Raw genomic sequence first — 17,100 nt, forward strand, 5'->3', positions numbered from 1 at the left:
AGGTCTCGTTGCAGCAAAAATTAGATGGATACATCCACGCGGAAGTAGATCGGCGCTTCGCGCTCGGGCAGGGCATCCGGACGTTCCAGGGAATGGGCGAAAGTGACGCTGGCGCTCAGGTGCTCACCACGGGCGAACAGCTCCAGCGAGTTGCTCGACATGCGCCCGTGCTGGTCGCCGTTGTAGCGATCGCCACGAATCACGCCCTGGTCATAACCGAGGCTGGTGCCGTATTCACCGAACACCGGGCGCAGCCATTCCAGGGTGACCGGGCGGCTCCAGCGCAGGTCGTTGCGCCAATAGCCGCCGCTGTCGCCGGACAGCGACTGATCCTTGTAGCCACGAATCGACGATTGCCCGCCGAGGCTCATGCGCTGCGGGCTGAACAGCACGTCTTCGCTACGCTGGCCGGTCATCAGGCTGCTGAAGCTGAAGGACTCGCCCCACACCTGGAACGGTTGCAGGTAGCTGGCGGTGGCGGTGTATTTGCGGTAGCGGGCATCGGCCTGGCCGGGGCCCGGATCGTCGTCGCCCTGGGCATCGAAGGCGCCGATACCCTCTTGCATGCCCAGGTCGAGGTTGACGAAAGCATTGCCAACCCGCCGGCCATGGTTGATGCCGAACTGGGCTTCGCTGAGCCGATTGCTGCTCACCGCCAGCTTGCTGTCTTCGATGAAGTTGTTGGTGCGCAGGTACGCCAGGCCCGTGTTGAGGGAGGTCTTGCTCAGGGCGTCGCGATGGATCACCCGCTCGACCCGCAACTGATGGTTCTGGCTGTCGCCGGTCTGCTTGAAGTTGAAACCGTTGGCCGGGATCTGCGAACGGTACTCGCTCTGGCTGTAGGTGTAACTGACGTTCCACCAGCCAAACGGCAGGTTGTAATAGAGCATGGCGTTGCGGGAGGTGTGCTGGTGGTCGGTCATCGCGTCGTGACCGCCGCGCAACATCAACTGATCGGCCAGGCCCAGCGGGCTATCCCACTCGAAACTGCTGCCCCACTGCTGTTCGCCGGTGCTGCGCTGGCCGTCGTTGCTGCGCGACAGTCCGGCGCGCCAAGGCTTTTTCGGTTCATTGGTGACCCGCACCTCACTGCCACCGACGTTTTGGCCGGGGGTCAGCTCCATCTTTGCCTGGTTCGACGGCAGGCGATTGAGCTGATCGACCATCTGCTCGATTTCCCGCAGGTTGACCAATTCGCCGGTCGCACCGGGAAAAGCCATCGCCAATTCACGATCCGACAACTTACTGTCCTCGGCGCCCTTCAAACCCTCCAGCCGCCCCTCGACCACCAGCACTTGCAGGTGACCGCTGGAAAGATCCTGCTGCGGCAGGTAGGCACGACTGGTGACCAGGCCCTTTTCGATGTAGTGATCGGTGATGACTTTGAGCAGCTCGTTAAGCTGCGGCACGCCCAGGCATTGGCCGATGTAGGGCTTGAGCAACTGCTCGCGCTCGCCAGCGGAAAGACTGTCGGCGCCCTTGAGTTCGAGGGTCTTGATGGGGAAGCAACGGGTATCGACAGGTGCGGTGGGCTGGGTCGGCTTCGCCTCCTTGCCGGGCAAGTCCTTGAGTTCCTCCAGGCGACGGCGCTGCTCTTCGAGCAACCGATTCTGGCGCTCGCGGATCAGGTCCGTGTCGCCAGGCGTGGGGGCGGCATGAGCCAGGGTCAGTGGAGAAAGGCACAGCAAAGCCACGCACAACCTCGCCCAAAAGGCGGGTGAGGACATGTTCGATCCCTAGCTAAAAATGACATCAAAATAGTGGCGCGATATTAATGAGCCATCATTTTGACGTCAACTAAATGGATTTGGCTTTGAGGCTATTACCGGAACCATTCATCTGAAATCAGACGGCTCCGGTACGAGGGGGACGAAAGGTCCCGAGGCAGGTCTCGAAACTGGATCGGTGGAAAACTTGGCCTGGTTGGGACTGCTACGCAGCCCAGCGGGAGCAAGCTCCCTCGCCACAAAGGCAGGGCCCAATTCAGGTTGGGATTTCAATAAAAAACCGGACTCAAGGTCCGGTTTTTTATCGAAAGAGCCAGGCATCTGCCTCAGAAAGCAGGGATATCCTGCCTAGCAGAAGTTTGACGACTACTTGCTCGCCTCCTCAACGGCTGCCGCATTCTGAGGACCGAAAGAGTATTTCAGGGCCCGTGCCTTCATGGTCCGCGGATCAGGCAAGCCTACGGTCTCTGGACCCGCAAAGCCGGTGACACCTTTGGCGAACGTGGGATTGATCGCATCGAACAGGAAGCTGAAACCTTGTTTCAGCGAGCTCTGGGCGATGCCGTGACAGCCCATGCAGCCGCCCATGGTCAGGCTTTGAGTACTGTGGGCGTAGTCCGGCACCTTGATGTTCGGTTGGTTGCGCGCATTGGTCAGGGTGTTGTTATTCGGGATGGGGAACACGTTGCTTCCACGAAACAGCTGGATGCCCGGCTGGCTGCTTTCGACCATGATGTTGGCCAGGTAGTAATCCGGGTCGGTTGAGGTGCTCGACGGGATGGCCTGCACCCCCTTGAGCCGATAGTGCTTCCAGACCGAATTGTCGAATTCGCGGTTGCCGTCCATGAGCTGCCTGACCTGGTCGTTCACCGCCTGGACTTCTGAATGGATGGTCAGCGGTTGCACGACCTTGATCGGGCCGGCTTGTCCTTCGGGGATCCCGTTGCTGCCGGAGTAGACCGGCGGATCAAGTTTCGCGTTCGCGACCAGGCCCTCCGTTGGCAGGGAAACCGTATAGGTCTTGTTGCCGTCAGAGAAGGTGGCGGTCGGCGGCGTGGCTGAATCGAGGCCGGGGTAATCGATCTTGTTGTAGTTGGCGATGTAGTAGAGCCCGGTCGGCGATTTACCGTCGGGCAACGTCAGGGCATCTTCGTGCTCGAACGTAGCGAAGATGAAGGTCGGGTAGTTGGCCGTCTTATGGATGATATGCAAGGCGACCAGTGCGTAGTCTTCGTTCTGCGCCTGCGGGTCAGTGTCGGTGCCCGTATAGGTCACCACCGTCGCCGTATGGTAGCGCCCGCGATCCGGCACCGGAATGTCGGCCAGCTTGCGCCATGCCGCCTTGACCTCCACCGCGCCGCCGGGCAGCACAATATGATCCGGATAACGGGTCAGGCCTTTCGCATAGTTGTAAACGACGGGGTTGGCCTTGGCCTCGAACAGGATCTGACTGTCGTTTGAAGGGGCATAGTCCCCCCTTGCGTCTGTTGTCTTCGCCGCATTGGGCGGCTTAACCGGGAAGAAAATTGCGTTTTGTCCTATTTGAGTCGCCTCATCCAGATTGTTGTAAAGGGTAAAATCAGTGCCTGGCGCCATCCGTATCGGCTTCTTGAGGAACTGGGTATAGGTGTAGTTCGGATCAGAACCAAGCGAACGCGTAGGACCTCCAACGGGATTGAACCCTACCGCCGGAAACAACTCGCTGCGGTGGGCGAAGGTTTGCCACAACAAAGGGGTTGGAGACTGCGAGACCTTGCCCGAATCGGCAAAGCTGCTGGTGGGATTACCCATGCCACGGCTAGCCGGTAACGGCGTCATGGCGGTGTTGTTCAGCGCAAAAAAACTCCGCCAGGCAAAGGTCGCATAGTCGGTATGGCTAAGGCCTGTCGCCAGGTCAGCAGGCAATTGGGGGTTGTCCCCTGTCAGATCGTTTGTGGTAATGCCGTAGGAAACGCCCAATCCCGATGGGCCGGTCAAACTGTCAGAGAAAAGCCTTGAATAATAGGGACTCCAGTTGACCCCATCGCTTGAACCAAAAGTGGTAGGGCCACTGCTGATAAAAATGCGGTTACCGGTGATGGTTGCACGGTTCAGGAAAAGTTCGCTCTTTGCTATGCCCGACAGTCTTTGTTCATCTCCCCATTGACCGCCCCGGTCGTAACTGCGCACGGCAAAATTATTAAGATCATAAGAGTAATAGACCAACAGCTCACCATTATAGACCACGGGCACCAGACTCAGCACTCTGAGAGCATTTGCAGTGAACCCAGGATTTTCCTTACTCCACAGCAAGCCATCGTCCGAGGTCACATAGTTAATCGTGTGATCATCCTCCTCGCTATACAGGACAAATAATTTTCCGTTGTACACCACAGGACTGTTAGTCGCGGCGTCGCTGGAGACCGCGATAGGGTTAACATTGGACCAGGTTATGCCGTCCACGGAGCTGATAGTATTTATGTGGTTCTTGTCGGTAAAAGTAAGTACCAGCTTTTGCTGAAATACGGTCGCTGAGACATTACCCACGATGCCAGACACCGGAATGGACTGCGGGGGGGACCAATTACTGCCCTGCGCCGAAGTGGAAAAATAGATAGCGGAATCACTATCGTTGGCCCAAAACATATAAACCTTGCCCTTGAACGATTGCACCGCGGGTGTAGCCAACCCTACCGAGGGAAATGGCACCATGCCCGACGAAGAAGGTATGCCGTTTACGGCATCAGGGCTGTCAAACACATCAACTACGATCCCCTCATCGGGTCGCGACGTGGCGATGATCACACTTTCTGCATAAGCCGATGACAACGCGAATAAACCACACAGGCACAACATCAGCCGACTGAGTATCGCTCTAAGGCTCATAGATTTCATTCCTTGAATTAATAGCTATCGCAGGCCGTGGATACGTCCTGACAGGCGTAGTTGTTCCATTGCTCGAGTGCGAGCGGCACCGGGTGATCTAGAAGTTATTGACTGCATTGCGTCAGACATATTTCTAGCTTCCTGGCTAATAAAGCACTTACGTCCTGTGTGAAGGAGCGACCCGGCATTGCAGGCATAGGGCTACCAGTCACTTTCTCCATGGTAGACGACGGTTTCATATCGGCTAGGGAAACCCTGAAAAAGACTTCAATCCGTGTCTGGGCCCGCGCAGCGACGGAACGCCTGCCAAGCGGCAGGCTAATGAACTTTCCCCCCTGCACGAGCCTCAACCCATTACCTGCCCAACAAGGAATATGAGGCCCTGCCATGAAGACCCTCTTGAAACTCACCCTCGCCGCCGCCCTCACCTGCGCCCTGCCCGCCTGGGCCACTTGCACGCCTGACGAAGCGACCACCAAGCGTGAAGAATTAGCCCAGGAAGTAACCAAGCTCACCGAGCAGAACCCGGCCAAGGCCAAGGAAATCAACGATGAGTTGCAGGCCATGGACCTGGAGACTGCCAGCAAGGATGTGCCGGATAAGTGCCAGTTGATCGATGAACGCCTGAAAGAGCTGAAGAACGCGGAGAAGAAGGCTGGGTGATCAACCAAAGCCGCACAACCCGCTTTTGTGGCGAGGGGATTTGTGGGAGCAAGGCTTGCCCGCGATGAAGGCGACGCGGTCTTTCAGAAACCGAGGCGCCTGTGTCGCGAGCAAGCTTTGCTCCCACAAATGCCCATCGCCACAGGGGCCCTGCGCTGGACTTGAGTTTGAGTACTCACCCATAAAAAAACCGGACCCAAGGTCCGGTTTTTTCATACAACGCTAACGCCGACTCACTCAGCCGCCGGCGCCTCTGGCTTGCGGCGCTTGAGTGGGGCCATGCCGTCCTTGCTGACCAGCGACGGGGCGTCGGTCTTCGGGCGGTTGGCGGTCTTGCGTTTGGTCGGGGCCTTCGCGCCGGCCTTCTTCTTGTCGCCCTTGGCGTCGACCTTTTTCTTCTTCACGCCAACGGCCTTGCCCGAGGCCTTGACCTTCTTCGGTCCGCCGTAGGTGCCTTTGACTTCCTTGATGGTGCGGCGCTCGAAGCTCTGCTTGAGGTAGCGCTCGATGCTCGACATCAGGTTCCAGTCGCCGTGGCAGATCAGCGAGATCGCCAGGCCGTCGTTGCCGGCACGACCGGTACGACCGATGCGATGCACGTACTCATCACCGCTGCGGGGCATGTCGAAGTTGATGACCATGTCCAGGCCTTCCACGTCCAGGCCGCGAGCGGCGACGTCGGTGGCGACGAGGATTTTCACGCCGCCCTGCTTGAGACGGTCGATGGCCAGCTTGCGGTCCTTCTGGTCTTTCTCGCCGTGCAGTACGAACGCCTTGTATTCCTGGGCCACCAGGCGGCCGTAGATGCGGTCGGCCATGGCCCGGGTGTTGGTGAACACGATGGCCTTTTCGTAGGTCTCGTTGGCCAGCAACCAGTTGACGATCTGCTCTTTGTGCTGGTTGTGGTCAGCGGTGATGATCTGCTGGCGGGTGGTGGAGTTCAGCTGGCTGACCGCGTTGAGCTGCAAGTGCTCAGGGTTGTTCAGCACCTTGGCGATCATCTCGCGCAGGCCCGAGCCGCCAGTGGTGGCGGAGAACAGCATGGTCTGCTGACGGTTTGTGCATTCGTCCACCAGACGCTGCACGTCCTCGGCAAAGCCCATGTCCAGCATGCGGTCGGCTTCGTCCAGCACCAGCACTTCGACTTCCTTCAGGTCGAGGTTGCCAGCGTTCAACTGCTCGATCATCCGCCCTGGGGTGCCGATCAGAATGTCCGGCACCTTGCGCAACATGGCGGCCTGGACCTTGAAGTCTTCGCCGCCGGTGATCAGGCCGGACTTGATGAAGGTGAACTGCGAGAAGCGCTCCACTTCCTTCAAAGTCTGCTGGGCCAGTTCACGGGTTGGCAGCAGGATCAGGGTCTTGATGCTGACGCGGACCTTGGCTGGGCCGATCAGGCGGTTGAGGATCGGCAGCACGAACGCGGCGGTCTTGCCGCTGCCGGTTTGCGCCGTCACCCGCAGGTCACGCCCCTGGAGCGCGAGCGGAATAGCCGCTGCCTGCACCGGCGTTGGCTCGACAAATTTAAGCTCGGCCACGGCTTTGAGCAGGCGTTCGTGCAGGGCGAATTGGGAAAACACGGGTGCTACCTCGAAGAAATGCAAAAAAACAGCTGCATAGGGTAACGGTTTCGAGCGCGAAGGCCGAGTTTCTTTATACAAACGGCGGTAAATCAGTGCATTTTTATCAGCCGATATTGCATCAACGGTCACTTGACCGGGCTTAAATGCTCTAATCGCACCGTCGCGTCTTTATAGAAGAACCGTTTCGTCCATGGACATCAAACAACTCTGGGTCAACCTCCAAGACCTCTGGGGTGCCCTTGACCAGCACCCGATCCTGCATTCCAGCCTAGCCCTGATGGTGCTGCTGGTCATCGCCCTGGTGCTTGGCCGTGTGGCGCGCTACCTGATCCTGCACGCTGCCAAGTTGCTGGGGCGCCAACCGGCCTTGAACTGGGTCAATGACCTGCGCCAGAACAAGGTCTTTCATCGCCTGGCGCAGATGACGCCGTCGCTGATCATCCAGTTCGGCCTGCACCTGGTGCCGGAACTGAGCAAGACCAGCATGATTTTCCTGGGCAATGTCGCCCTGGCTTTCACCATCCTGTTCATGGTGTTGAGCCTCAGTGCCCTGCTCAGCGCCATGCTGGATGTCTACGCCCGCACCGAGCATGCACGTACCCGCTCGATCAAAGGCTACGTGCAACTGACGAAGATGGTGCTGTATGTGTTTGGCGCGATCATCATCGTTGCCACCCTGATCGACCGCTCGCCGCTGTTGCTGTTGTCGGGCCTGGGAGCGATGTCGGCGGTGATTCTGTTGGTCTACAAGGACACCCTGCTGTCGTTCGTCGCCAGCGTGCAATTGACCAGCAACGACATGCTGCGGGTCGGCGACTGGATCGAGATGCCCCAGGTCGGCGCCGACGGTGATGTGGTGGACATCACACTGCACACGGTCAAGGTGCAGAACTTCGACAAGACCATCGTCTCGATCCCCACATGGCGCCTGATGTCCGAGTCGTTCAAGAACTGGCGCGGCATGCAGCAGTCCGGCGGGCGGCGGATCAAGCGCAGCCTGTTCATCGACGCCAGCGGCGTGCGATTCCTGCACGACGAGGAAGAACAGCGCCTGACCCAGGTGCGCCTGCTGACCGACTACATCGGCCGCAAGCAGGCCGAACTCAAGGCCTGGAACGAGGCCCAGGGCAACGTCGCGGCGATGTCGGCCAACCGTCGGCGGATGACCAACCTGGGCACCTTCCGCGCTTATGCATTGGCGTATTTGAAAAGCCACGCAGAGATCCAGCCGAACATGACCTGCATGGTCCGGCAGTTGCAGACCACCGCCCAGGGCATCCCGCTGGAAATCTACTGCTTCACCCGCACCACCGCATGGGCCGACTACGAACGTATCCAGGGGGATATTTTCGATTACCTGCTGGCGGTGATGCCGGAGTTCGGGCTGAACCTGTACCAGCAGCCGAGCGGCACGGACCTGCGTTCGGGGCTGCTGCCGGCGGTGCTGGGAGCGAGCCAATTGCCGGAGCCGCAGAAGCAGGTGGTCTAAAGCCAACCCCCATTCCCCTGTGGGAGCGAGCTTGCTCGCGATAGCGGTGTGTCAGAAACATAGATGCTGACTGATACTCCACTATCGTGAGCAAGCTCGCTCCCACAGTGTTCAGGGCGAAGGCTGAGGTTGGCGTACCCCCAACCGGCTGATCCACACCGCCGCCAATATCACCGACCCACCCAGCAGCAACCGCCCCAGTGCCTCGTGCTGGTTCCAGATCAGCAGGTTCACCAGTAGCCCCACCGGCACATGCAGGTTGTTCATCACCGCCAGCGTACCGCCATTGACCAGGCACGCGCCCTTGTTCCACCAGTACAGCCCCAACGCGGTGGAGACCAGGCCGAGGAACACCAGCACGCCCCATTGCAGCGGCGCTTCAGGCCAGAAGTTGGCCTTGCCGAACAGCAGGAAAGCCGGCAACGCCGCCATCAGCGCACCAAGATAGAAATAACCGAAGCGCCGGTAATGCGGCAGGTCGCTCGGGTGGCGGGCCACCAGGTGTTTGTAGAGCACCTGCCCAGCCGCATAGGTGAAGTTGGCCAGTTGCAGCAGCAAGAAGCCCATGAAGAAATCCGGGTTGATCCGGTCGTAGCGAATCACCGCCGCGCCGGCCACGGCCACCAGCGCCGCGATCAGCGCCCAGGGATTGAAGCGACGGTTCAGCGCGTCTTCGATCAAGGTCACGTGCAGGGGCGTCAGGATGGTGAAAAGCAGCACCTCGGGCACCGTCAGCACTCGAAAGCTCAGGTACAGGCAGACGTAGGTCACGCCAAACTGCAAGGCACCGATCAACAACATGCCGCGCATGAACACCGGCTCCACCTGGCGCCAGCGCGTCAGCGGAATGAACACCACCCCGGCCAGCAACACCCGCACCAGCACCGCGAAATAACTGTCCACATGCCCGGCCAGGTACTCGCCGATCAGGCTGAAGGAAAACGCCTGGATCAATGTCACAAAAAGTAGATAGCCCATACCGCCCCTCGTTTCGAATGGCGGCGAAGATAGCGGTTTTAAACGGTGGGAGCGAGCTTGCTGGCGATGGCGGAGTGTCAGTCAGCCTCTGTATTTCTGACCCACCGCCATCGCCAGCAAGCTCGCTCCCACAGATTCCCCACTAACTTGGAATTTCATCCACGACCCAAGAAGTGGCCTGAGGCTGGTGCCGATGGCTGGCGGCACGCTGGAGCACTCGGGTCAGCGCCTGGAAGTTTGCCGGTTTGGTCAAGATGTCATCGGCACCAGCGGCCCTGAAACGCTCTATCTCGCTGGAGAAAACACTCGCGGTGAACGCGACGATGTAGCAAGTATCGCCCTGGGGCAATCCGCGGATTCTACGCACGGCCTCCATCCCATCCATCACGGGCATGTTGATATCCATCAGAATGATCGCTGGCATCGAAGCCATGCAACGATTGACCGCTTCCAGGCCATCTGACGCAAGGTCGGGTGCATAACCCAACTCTTGTAGCATCGCCATGGCCACTTTCTGGCTCACCGGATGGTTCTCCACCAGAAGGATATCGAGCGGATAATCCTCGGCAAAAGACGAGTCGAAGCCAACCGCCGCATGATCATCCTTGATGGGTATTTCCGAGACTGAAAAAAGCGCCAGGGGGAGAGAGAAGGAGAATGTCGAGCCGACACCAGGCTCGCTGGTGAACGATAAAGTCCCCTGCTGCGCCTCAAGCAGGTTCTTACAGATGGAAAGACCCAACCCACTCCCAGTGAAGCGTTGACTGGCCGGCCCTTTGAACTGGGCAAAGGGCTTGAACAGATTGTCTTGCCGTTCCGTGGGGATACCGATGCCGGTATCGCGTATGGAGAAGTCGAGCCATGCTTGGGAGCCGTAGCCGCTGGTGGTGACCAGGAGCGATATTTTTCCGGCTTCGGTAAATTTGCCCGCATTGCCCAGCAAGTTGATCAATATCTGGCGAAGGCAATCCATATCGGTTTTGACCAAAGGCGGTACGTCCGGGGAAAACTGCGCCTCCAGCACGATGGGTTTGTCCTGGATATTTTGCCGGATTAGTTCCATACAGGATGAAACCAGTGCTCTCACTTCGAAAACACGAGGTTTCAATTCAAGTTTGCCTGCTTCGATCTTGGCAAGGTCGAGAATGTTATCGATAAGAGACAGCAGGGTCCGTCCACTGGAATGAATCGTTGTAAGAAGACGGCGTTGCTCGGGATCCAGGGCAGACCGGGCCAGCAATTCGGTCGCACCAATGACACCGTACATCGGGGTGCGAATTTCATGACTCATGGTTGCCAGAAAGCTGGTTTTTGAACGATCAGCGTCCTCGGCGGCATTTTTCGCCTGATTCAATACCTGCTCATTGACCCGCAATTGCTGCAGATGAGTGCGCATGCGCAAAAGGAGGAGAGCGAGAAATACCAGGATGGCCAGGATGATGTGGTAAAGGGAGTCATGATTAAGTTGTTGGTAGTAGTCCGCCAAGGTAATTTCCGCCCCGACAACATACACCGTACCGTTTTGTGATTTTAACGGGACAAAGACCGCGCGAAAATCACCCCAATGATCCGAGTAGTCGATCCAGGTTGGCTCGGTACGCTTAAAACTATCGAGTAAAGCCTGGCTGGCATCGGGATAAGGGTCGAAAAAACGCACGAAATTCTTCTCTTGAATTTCTTTTTTCGATGCACTGGAACTGATCAGGTAGGCCTTTGCATCTCGCTTGATCACGCTATAGACAAAAGCAGTACCCATGGACTCGTTGAAGCCGGAAAGCCGCTGGATGGTATCCCAGTCCTGCGCTTGCGATTTGGATTGTTTATCGACCAGGTTGTCATGGTAACGGTCGCCGAGGATGGCTGAAGCGCCCAGCGCGGCATGCAGCAATTTATTATTGATGTTGTCAGTGAGGACGCTTTGCGTCTCGACATAGAGGTAGTAGATATAACCACTTGCCCCTATGAGATAGGCCAGGAATAAAGCCCATGTTTTCCGTCTGACTTTGAACATATCACAGTCTCCCTACTGTAATTGCGCGCATAAATTACCACAGCAGGCATCGAGAGACTTGCCAAATCCGGGAGAAGCCTGGGCCTGCACATCTTCCACCCCTCAAGGCTTTAAGGGCCGCTCATCTTAAAGGATCGTTGTTTCCATTTCCCCAAAAAAAAGCCCGATCTCGCTAACGCGTTCAATCGGGCTGATGCACTCAGGAGCAATAAGTGCAAAGGGAGGTTCGATGCGCAAAACGGTTTGAAGGGAAGCGCCAAGTCACTAGACCACCTGGCGATTATCCGAGGATTAACGGATCAGGCGACCTGCGCCAGTTTGGCGTTGGCCTGATTCAGGCCCTTCTCCTGGAAGTCGCCGCCCAGGTTCATGCCCTCGGCATGGATGAAGGTCACGTCGTGGATCCCGATGAAGCCCATCACCTGGCGCAGGTAGGGTTCTTGATGGTCAGAGCTGCCGCCAGCGTGAATGCCACCACGGGCGGTGAGCACGAAAGCGCGCTTGTCGGCCAGCAGGCCTTGAGGGCCGGTGGGGGTGTATTTGAACGTCACGCCGGCACGCAGCACGTGGTCGAGCCAGGCTTTCAGGGTGCTGGGGATGGCGAAGTTGTACATCGGCGCAGCCATCACCAGTACGTCGGCGGCCAGCAGTTCATCGGTCAGTTGGTTGGAGCGTTCCAGCGAGGCGTTTTCAACGTCGCTGCGCTGCTCGGCCGGCTTCATCCAGCCCCCCAGCAGATTGGCATCCAGATGCGGCACCGGATTGATGGCCAGGTCGCGAACGCTGATTTCGTCGGCCGGGTGCGCCGCTTTCCACTGGCTGATAAAGGTTTGGGTCAGTTGACGGGACACCGAGTCTTGCTGGCGGGCACTGCTTTCGATGATCAGAACGCGGGACATGGCTTGTAGGCTCCATCTGAGAATGTTGTCAGTCGATGGAGTGAAGATTAAACGCGAGCATATCGATGAAAAAGCGCAAATAACTGCTGTAAAGCATCGATAAATTCGTTTATAAGCGGAGCAAGCAATATTGCCTGCCCCACTGCCGGGCTATTTCGGCTGACAGGTCAGCTTGATGCGCAGCTTGATGATGTTGCGGTTGAACTTGGCCGTGGCGTTCTTGAACTTGCCGGCGGCGACTTCGATCTTGCGGGTGCGAGGTGCTTCAGGGCCATTGCTGAAGACCACGGTACAAGCCGCGTCGGTGCTGCCGTAGTTGTTGACCTGGATGGAACCGATATCGGCATCGGTGTCATAGGCGTTGTAGTCGATGCTCAGGCCGTTGAGGTGTTTTTCCACATCGATCGGGTAGGCAAACGCAGTCAGTGGCAGCAAGGCCAGCACCACACAACAGATTTTCTTCATTCGGCAGTCTCCACCAAGGGACTGCCAGCTTAGGACAAGAGGAGCTCGATATGAAAGCGCCCCGCGTGACCCTTGATCAATGGCGCACCTTGCAGGCCGTGGTCGACCACGGTGGCTTCGCCCAGGCCGCTGAAGTGCTGCATCGCTCCCAGTCGTCAGTGAGCTACACCGTGGCCCGCATGCAGGATCAGCTCGGCGTACCGTTGCTGCGCATCGATGGTCGCAAGGCCGTGCTGACCGAGGCCGGCGGCGTACTGCTGCGCCGTTCCCGGCAACTGGTGAAACAGGCCAGCCAACTGGAAGACCTGGCCCACCACATGGAGCAAGGCTGGGAAGCGGAAGTGCGCCTGGTGGTCGACGCGGCCTACCCCAACGCCCGCCTCGTTCGCGCCTTGACGGCGTTCATGCCACAAAGCCGTGGCTGCCGGGTGCGGCTGCGCGAAGAAGTGTTGTCGGGTGTCGAAGAAGTGCTGCTCGAAGGCGTGGCCGACCTGGCCATCAGCAGCTTCAGCATTCCTGGCTATCTGGGGGCAGAATTGAGCGACGTTGAATTCGTCGCGGTGGCCCATCCCGAACACGCCCTGCATCGCCTCAACCGCGAGCTGACGTTCCAGGATCTGGAGAGCCAGTTGCAAGTGGTGATCCGCGACTCCGGACGCCAGCAACCTCGCGACGTGGGTTGGCTCGGCGCCGAGCAGCGCTGGACCGTCGGCAGCCTGGCCACCGCCGCGACCTTCGTAGGCAGCGGCCTGGGCTTCGCCTGGCTGCCCCGGCACATGATTGAGCGGGAACTCAAGGAAGGCACGCTTAAACAGCTACCCTTGGATCAGGGCGGCAGCCGCAACCCGAGCTTCTATCTGTATTCGAACAAGGAAAAACCCCTGGGCCCGGCCACGCAGATCCTGATCGAATTGCTGCGCACCTTCGACACCGCGCCACTGGATGCGCCGTTCGCAGCCCCTGAACAAGCCTGACAAGGAGTTCACCGATGGCCTATTTCGAGCACGAAGGTTGCAACCTGCACTACGAGGAATACGGCCACGGCACGCCCTTGGTATTGGTCCACGGGCTGGGTTCCAGTACCCAGGATTGGGAAAAACAGATCCCGGTGCTGTCCACCCACTATCACCTGATCGTGGTGGATGTGCGCGGCCACGGTCGCTCCGACAAGCCGCGCGGGCGCTACAGCATCGAAGGTTTCAGCGCCGACCTGAGCGCCCTGATCGAACACCTGGGCCTGGGCCCGGTGCATCTGGTGGGCTGGTCCATGGGCGGCATGATCTGTTTTCAACTGGCAGTGGATGACCCCGGACGGCTCAAGAGCCTGTGCATCGTCAACAGCGCGCCCGAAGTCAAAGTCCGCACGCCCGACGATTGCTGGCAATGGTTCAAGCGCTGGAGCCTGATGCGCCTGCTCAGCCTGGAAACCATCGGCAAGGCCCTCGGCGCCAAGTTGTTCCCCAAGCCCGAACAAACCGAGTTACGCCTGGAAATGGCCCGGCGCTGGGCAAAGAACGACAAACATGCTTATCTCGCCAGCTTCGATGCGATCGTAGGCTGGGGCGTTCAGGAACGACTTTCGCAGGTTGCCTGTCCAACCCTCGTCATCTGCGCCGACCACGACTACACCCCGGTGGCGCTGAAAGAAGCCTATGTAAAACTGCTGCCCGACGCACGGCTGGTGGTCATCGCCGATTCACGGCACGCTACCCCGCTGGATCAACCCGAACGCTTCAACCAAACCCTGCTCGACTTTTTGACCGCAACCGATTCCACCACTCAGGATCACTGACCCCATGCGAAAAAAAATCGCCCTTGCCGCCGGCACCGTACTGTTTGCCGCCAACCTGATGGCTGCGACACCCGCCAAGGCACCGCATGTATTGCTGGACACCACCAACGGCCAGATCGAAATCGAACTGGACCCGGTCAAGGCCCCCATCAGTACCAAGAACTTCCTTGAGTACGTAGACAGCGGCTTCTACAACAACACGATTTTTCACCGCGTGATCCCGGGCTTCATGGCCCAGGGCGGCGGCTTTACCCAACAGATGCAGCAAAAAGACACCAAGGCACCGATCAAGAACGAAGCCAGCAATGGCCTGCACAACGTTCGCGGCACCTTGTCGATGGCGCGCACCTCCAACCCGGACTCGGCCACCAGCCAGTTCTTCATCAACGTGGCCGACAACGCGTTCCTCGACCCGGGCCGTGACGCCGGTTACGCGGTGTTCGCCAAAGTGGTCAAGGGCATGGACGTAGTGGACATCATCGTCAACTCCCAGACCACCACCAAACAAGGCATGCAAAACGTGCCGATCGACCCTGTGCTCATCAAGTCGGCCAAGCGCGTCGACTGAAGAGGCACACGGCAAGCCTGGGTGGCGCGGTGATCCCGCGCCGCCCATAGCAAAAAGGAGAGCCCTTGCCAGGGCATTGACTGATGGTTTATCGCCGTTTCGAAACACTGATCGATATCTTCCGCGACGCCCCGACCTCGGCCCCACCGAATCGCGTCCTGCCCTTCTACACCTATTACCTGAAACAGGTCTGGCCCAGCTTCGCCGTACTGCTGGTGGTGGGCCTGATCGGCGCGTTGATCGAAGTGGCGCTGTTCAGCTACCTGAGCCGCATCATCGACCTGACCCAGGGCACGCCCAATGTGGACTTCTTCAAGGTCCATGGCCTGGAGCTGGCCTGGATGGCCGTGGTGGCGCTGATCTTCCGGCCGATCTTCGTGGCCCTGCATGACCTGCTCGTGCACCAGACCCTGAGCCCCAGCATGACCAGCCTGATTCGCTGGCAGAACCACAGCTACGTGCTCAAGCAGAGCCTGAATTTCTTCCAGAACGACTTCGCCGGGCGCATCGCCCAGCGCATCATGCAGACCGGCAACTCCCTGCGTGACTCGGCGGTTCAGGCCGTGGATGCCCTGTGGCACGTGCTGATCTACGCCGTCAGTTCCCTGGTGCTGTTCGCCGAAGCCGACTGGCGCCTGATGATCCCGCTGCTGATGTGGATTGCCGCCTACATCGGCGCACTCTGCTATTTCGTGCCACGGGTCAAGGAGCGCTCGGTGGTGTCGTCCGATGCCCGCTCCAAACTGATGGGGCGGATCGTCGATGGCTACACCAACATCACCACCCTGAAGCTGTTCGCCCATACCAATTTCGAACAGCAATACGCCCGCGAAGCCATCCAGGAGCAGACCGAAAAAGCCCAGTTGGCTGGCCGGGTGGTGACCAGCATGGACCTGGTCATCACCAGCATGAACGGGCTGCTGATCGTCGGCACCACCGCGCTGGCATTGTGGCTCTGGACCCAGTCGCTGATCAGCGTCGGCGCCATCGCGTTGGCCACCGGGCTGGTGATACGCATCGTCAACATGTCCGGCTGGATCATGTGGGTCGTCACCGGCATCTTCGAAAACATCGGCATGGTCCAGGATGGTTTGCAGACCATCGCCCAGCCGGTCAGTGTCACCGACCGCGATCAGGCCAAGCCTCTGGCCGTGGCCCGGGGCGAGGTGCGTTTCGAGCACGTGGATTTCCACTATGGCAAGAAAAGTGGCGTGATCGGCGACCTCAACCTGACCATCAAGCCCGGCGAGAAAATCGGCCTGATCGGCCCGTCCGGCGCGGGTAAATCCACCTTGGTCAACCTGCTGCTGCGCCTCTATGACGTGCAAGGCGGGCGCATTCTCATCGATGGCCAGGACATCGCCGAAGTCGGCCAGGAAAGCCTGCGCGAACGCATCGGCATGATCACCCAGGACACGTCGCTGCTGCATCGTTCGATTCGCGAGAACCTGCTCTACGGCAAGCCCGACGCCACCGATGCGCAACTCTGGGAAGCCGTGCGCAAGGCCCGGGCCGATGAGTTCATCCCACTGCTGTCGGACGCCGAAGGCCGCACCGGCTTCGATGCCCATGTGGGTGAGCGCGGCGTGAAACTGTCCGGCGGCCAGCGCCAGCGCATCGCTATCGCGCGGGTACTGCTCAAGGACGCGCCGATCCTGATCATGGACGAAGCGACGTCAGCGCTGGACTCGGAAGTCGAGGCGGCGATCCAGGAAAGCCTCGAGACCTTGATGCAAGGCAAGACCGTGATCGCCATCGCCCACCGCCTCTCCACCATCGCCCGGATGGACCGATTGGTGGTGCTGGAGAATGGCCGCATCGCCGAAACCGGCAGCCATGCCGAACTGCTGGCCCATGGCGGGTTGTATGCCCGATTGTGGCAGCATCAGACCGGGGGGTTTGTGGGGATCGACTGAGCTTCTACAGACAGGTGGTGTGGGGTCGTGTGGGAGCAAGACTTGCCCGCGATGAAGATAACGCGGTCTCCCGGATGGCCCGAGGCGCCTGTATCGCGAGCAAGCTTTGCTCCCACAGCCCAGTGTCCGAGCGCCATTCTGAAA

The 17,100-nt window shown here is 59.0% G+C and carries 13 protein-coding genes; 6 read left to right on the top strand and 7 right to left on the bottom strand.

All coding sequences use genetic code 11. The features are described from left to right. Positions 1-20: 20 nt before the first annotated feature. Positions 21-1,727, bottom strand: coding sequence for a ShlB/FhaC/HecB family hemolysin secretion/activation protein (locus F7R20_RS27240; RefSeq protein WP_003198944.1), 1,707 nt, complete (start codon positions 1,725-1,727; stop codon positions 21-23). A 366-nt stretch (positions 1,728-2,093) separates the two neighbouring features. Continuing rightward, positions 2,094-4,592, bottom strand: coding sequence for a sialidase family protein (locus tag F7R20_RS27245; protein ID WP_081352620.1), 2,499 nt, complete (start codon positions 4,590-4,592; stop codon positions 2,094-2,096). Between the two features lie 387 nt (positions 4,593-4,979). Here F7R20_RS27245 and F7R20_RS27250 point away from each other — a divergent pair, with 387 nt between their 5' ends. Beyond that, positions 4,980-5,255, top strand: a complete 276-nt coding sequence (locus tag F7R20_RS27250) for a hypothetical protein (RefSeq protein WP_003198939.1) — start codon at positions 4,980-4,982, stop codon at positions 5,253-5,255. Between the two features lie 233 nt (positions 5,256-5,488). Here the strand turns inward: F7R20_RS27250 and F7R20_RS27260 are convergent, their stop codons facing one another. Beyond that, on the bottom strand, positions 5,489-6,835 hold the full coding sequence (locus F7R20_RS27260) for a DEAD/DEAH box helicase (protein ID WP_003198936.1): 1,347 nt from the start codon (positions 6,833-6,835) through the stop codon (positions 5,489-5,491). A gap of 193 nt (positions 6,836-7,028) precedes the next feature. Between F7R20_RS27260 and F7R20_RS27265 the strand changes: the two genes are divergently transcribed. Continuing rightward, entirely contained in the window at positions 7,029-8,327 is a 1,299-nt protein-coding gene (locus F7R20_RS27265) for a mechanosensitive ion channel family protein (RefSeq protein WP_003198934.1), read from the top strand. 111 nt (positions 8,328-8,438) lie between these two features. On the opposite strand, the gene F7R20_RS27270 is transcribed toward F7R20_RS27265, so the two are convergent. From F7R20_RS27270 to F7R20_RS27285, 4 genes are all read right to left on the bottom strand, one after another. Beyond that, positions 8,439-9,305 (bottom strand): carboxylate/amino acid/amine transporter, encoded by an 867-nt coding sequence (locus tag F7R20_RS27270; protein ID WP_003198932.1) that lies wholly within the window; start codon positions 9,303-9,305, stop codon positions 8,439-8,441. Between the two features lie 142 nt (positions 9,306-9,447). Next, positions 9,448-11,316, bottom strand: coding sequence for an ATP-binding protein (locus F7R20_RS27275; RefSeq protein ID WP_003198929.1), 1,869 nt, complete (start codon positions 11,314-11,316; stop codon positions 9,448-9,450). Between the two features lie 299 nt (positions 11,317-11,615). Then, a complete protein-coding gene (locus F7R20_RS27280; RefSeq protein ID WP_003198927.1) occupies positions 11,616-12,215 on the bottom strand; it encodes an FMN-dependent NADH-azoreductase in 600 nt (199 codons plus the stop codon). Between the two features lie 150 nt (positions 12,216-12,365). Further along, positions 12,366-12,680, bottom strand: a complete 315-nt coding sequence (locus tag F7R20_RS27285) for a hypothetical protein (RefSeq protein ID WP_003198925.1) — start codon at positions 12,678-12,680, stop codon at positions 12,366-12,368. 50 nt (positions 12,681-12,730) lie between these two features. Here F7R20_RS27285 and F7R20_RS27290 point away from each other — a divergent pair, with 50 nt between their 5' ends. From F7R20_RS27290 to F7R20_RS27305, 4 genes are all read left to right on the top strand, one after another. Next, complete coding sequence (locus F7R20_RS27290) at positions 12,731-13,654, top strand: LysR family transcriptional regulator (protein WP_003198924.1); 924 nt, start codon at positions 12,731-12,733, stop codon at positions 13,652-13,654. A gap of 14 nt (positions 13,655-13,668) precedes the next feature. Next, positions 13,669-14,472: an alpha/beta fold hydrolase gene (locus F7R20_RS27295; protein ID WP_003198922.1), complete on the top strand. Its 804-nt coding sequence runs from the start codon at positions 13,669-13,671 to the stop codon at positions 14,470-14,472. 4 nt (positions 14,473-14,476) lie between these two features. Then, positions 14,477-15,040: a peptidylprolyl isomerase gene (locus F7R20_RS27300; protein WP_081352619.1), complete on the top strand. Its 564-nt coding sequence runs from the start codon at positions 14,477-14,479 to the stop codon at positions 15,038-15,040. Positions 15,041-15,123: 83 nt separating this feature from the next. After that, a complete protein-coding gene (locus F7R20_RS27305; protein WP_003198918.1) occupies positions 15,124-16,956 on the top strand; it encodes an ABC transporter ATP-binding protein in 1,833 nt (610 codons plus the stop codon). Positions 16,957-17,100: the final 144 nt, after the last annotated feature.

This window comes from Pseudomonas brassicacearum subsp. brassicacearum (assembly GCF_008801605.1).
GTDB classification, from domain to species: domain Bacteria; phylum Pseudomonadota; class Gammaproteobacteria; order Pseudomonadales; family Pseudomonadaceae; genus Aquipseudomonas; species Aquipseudomonas brassicacearum.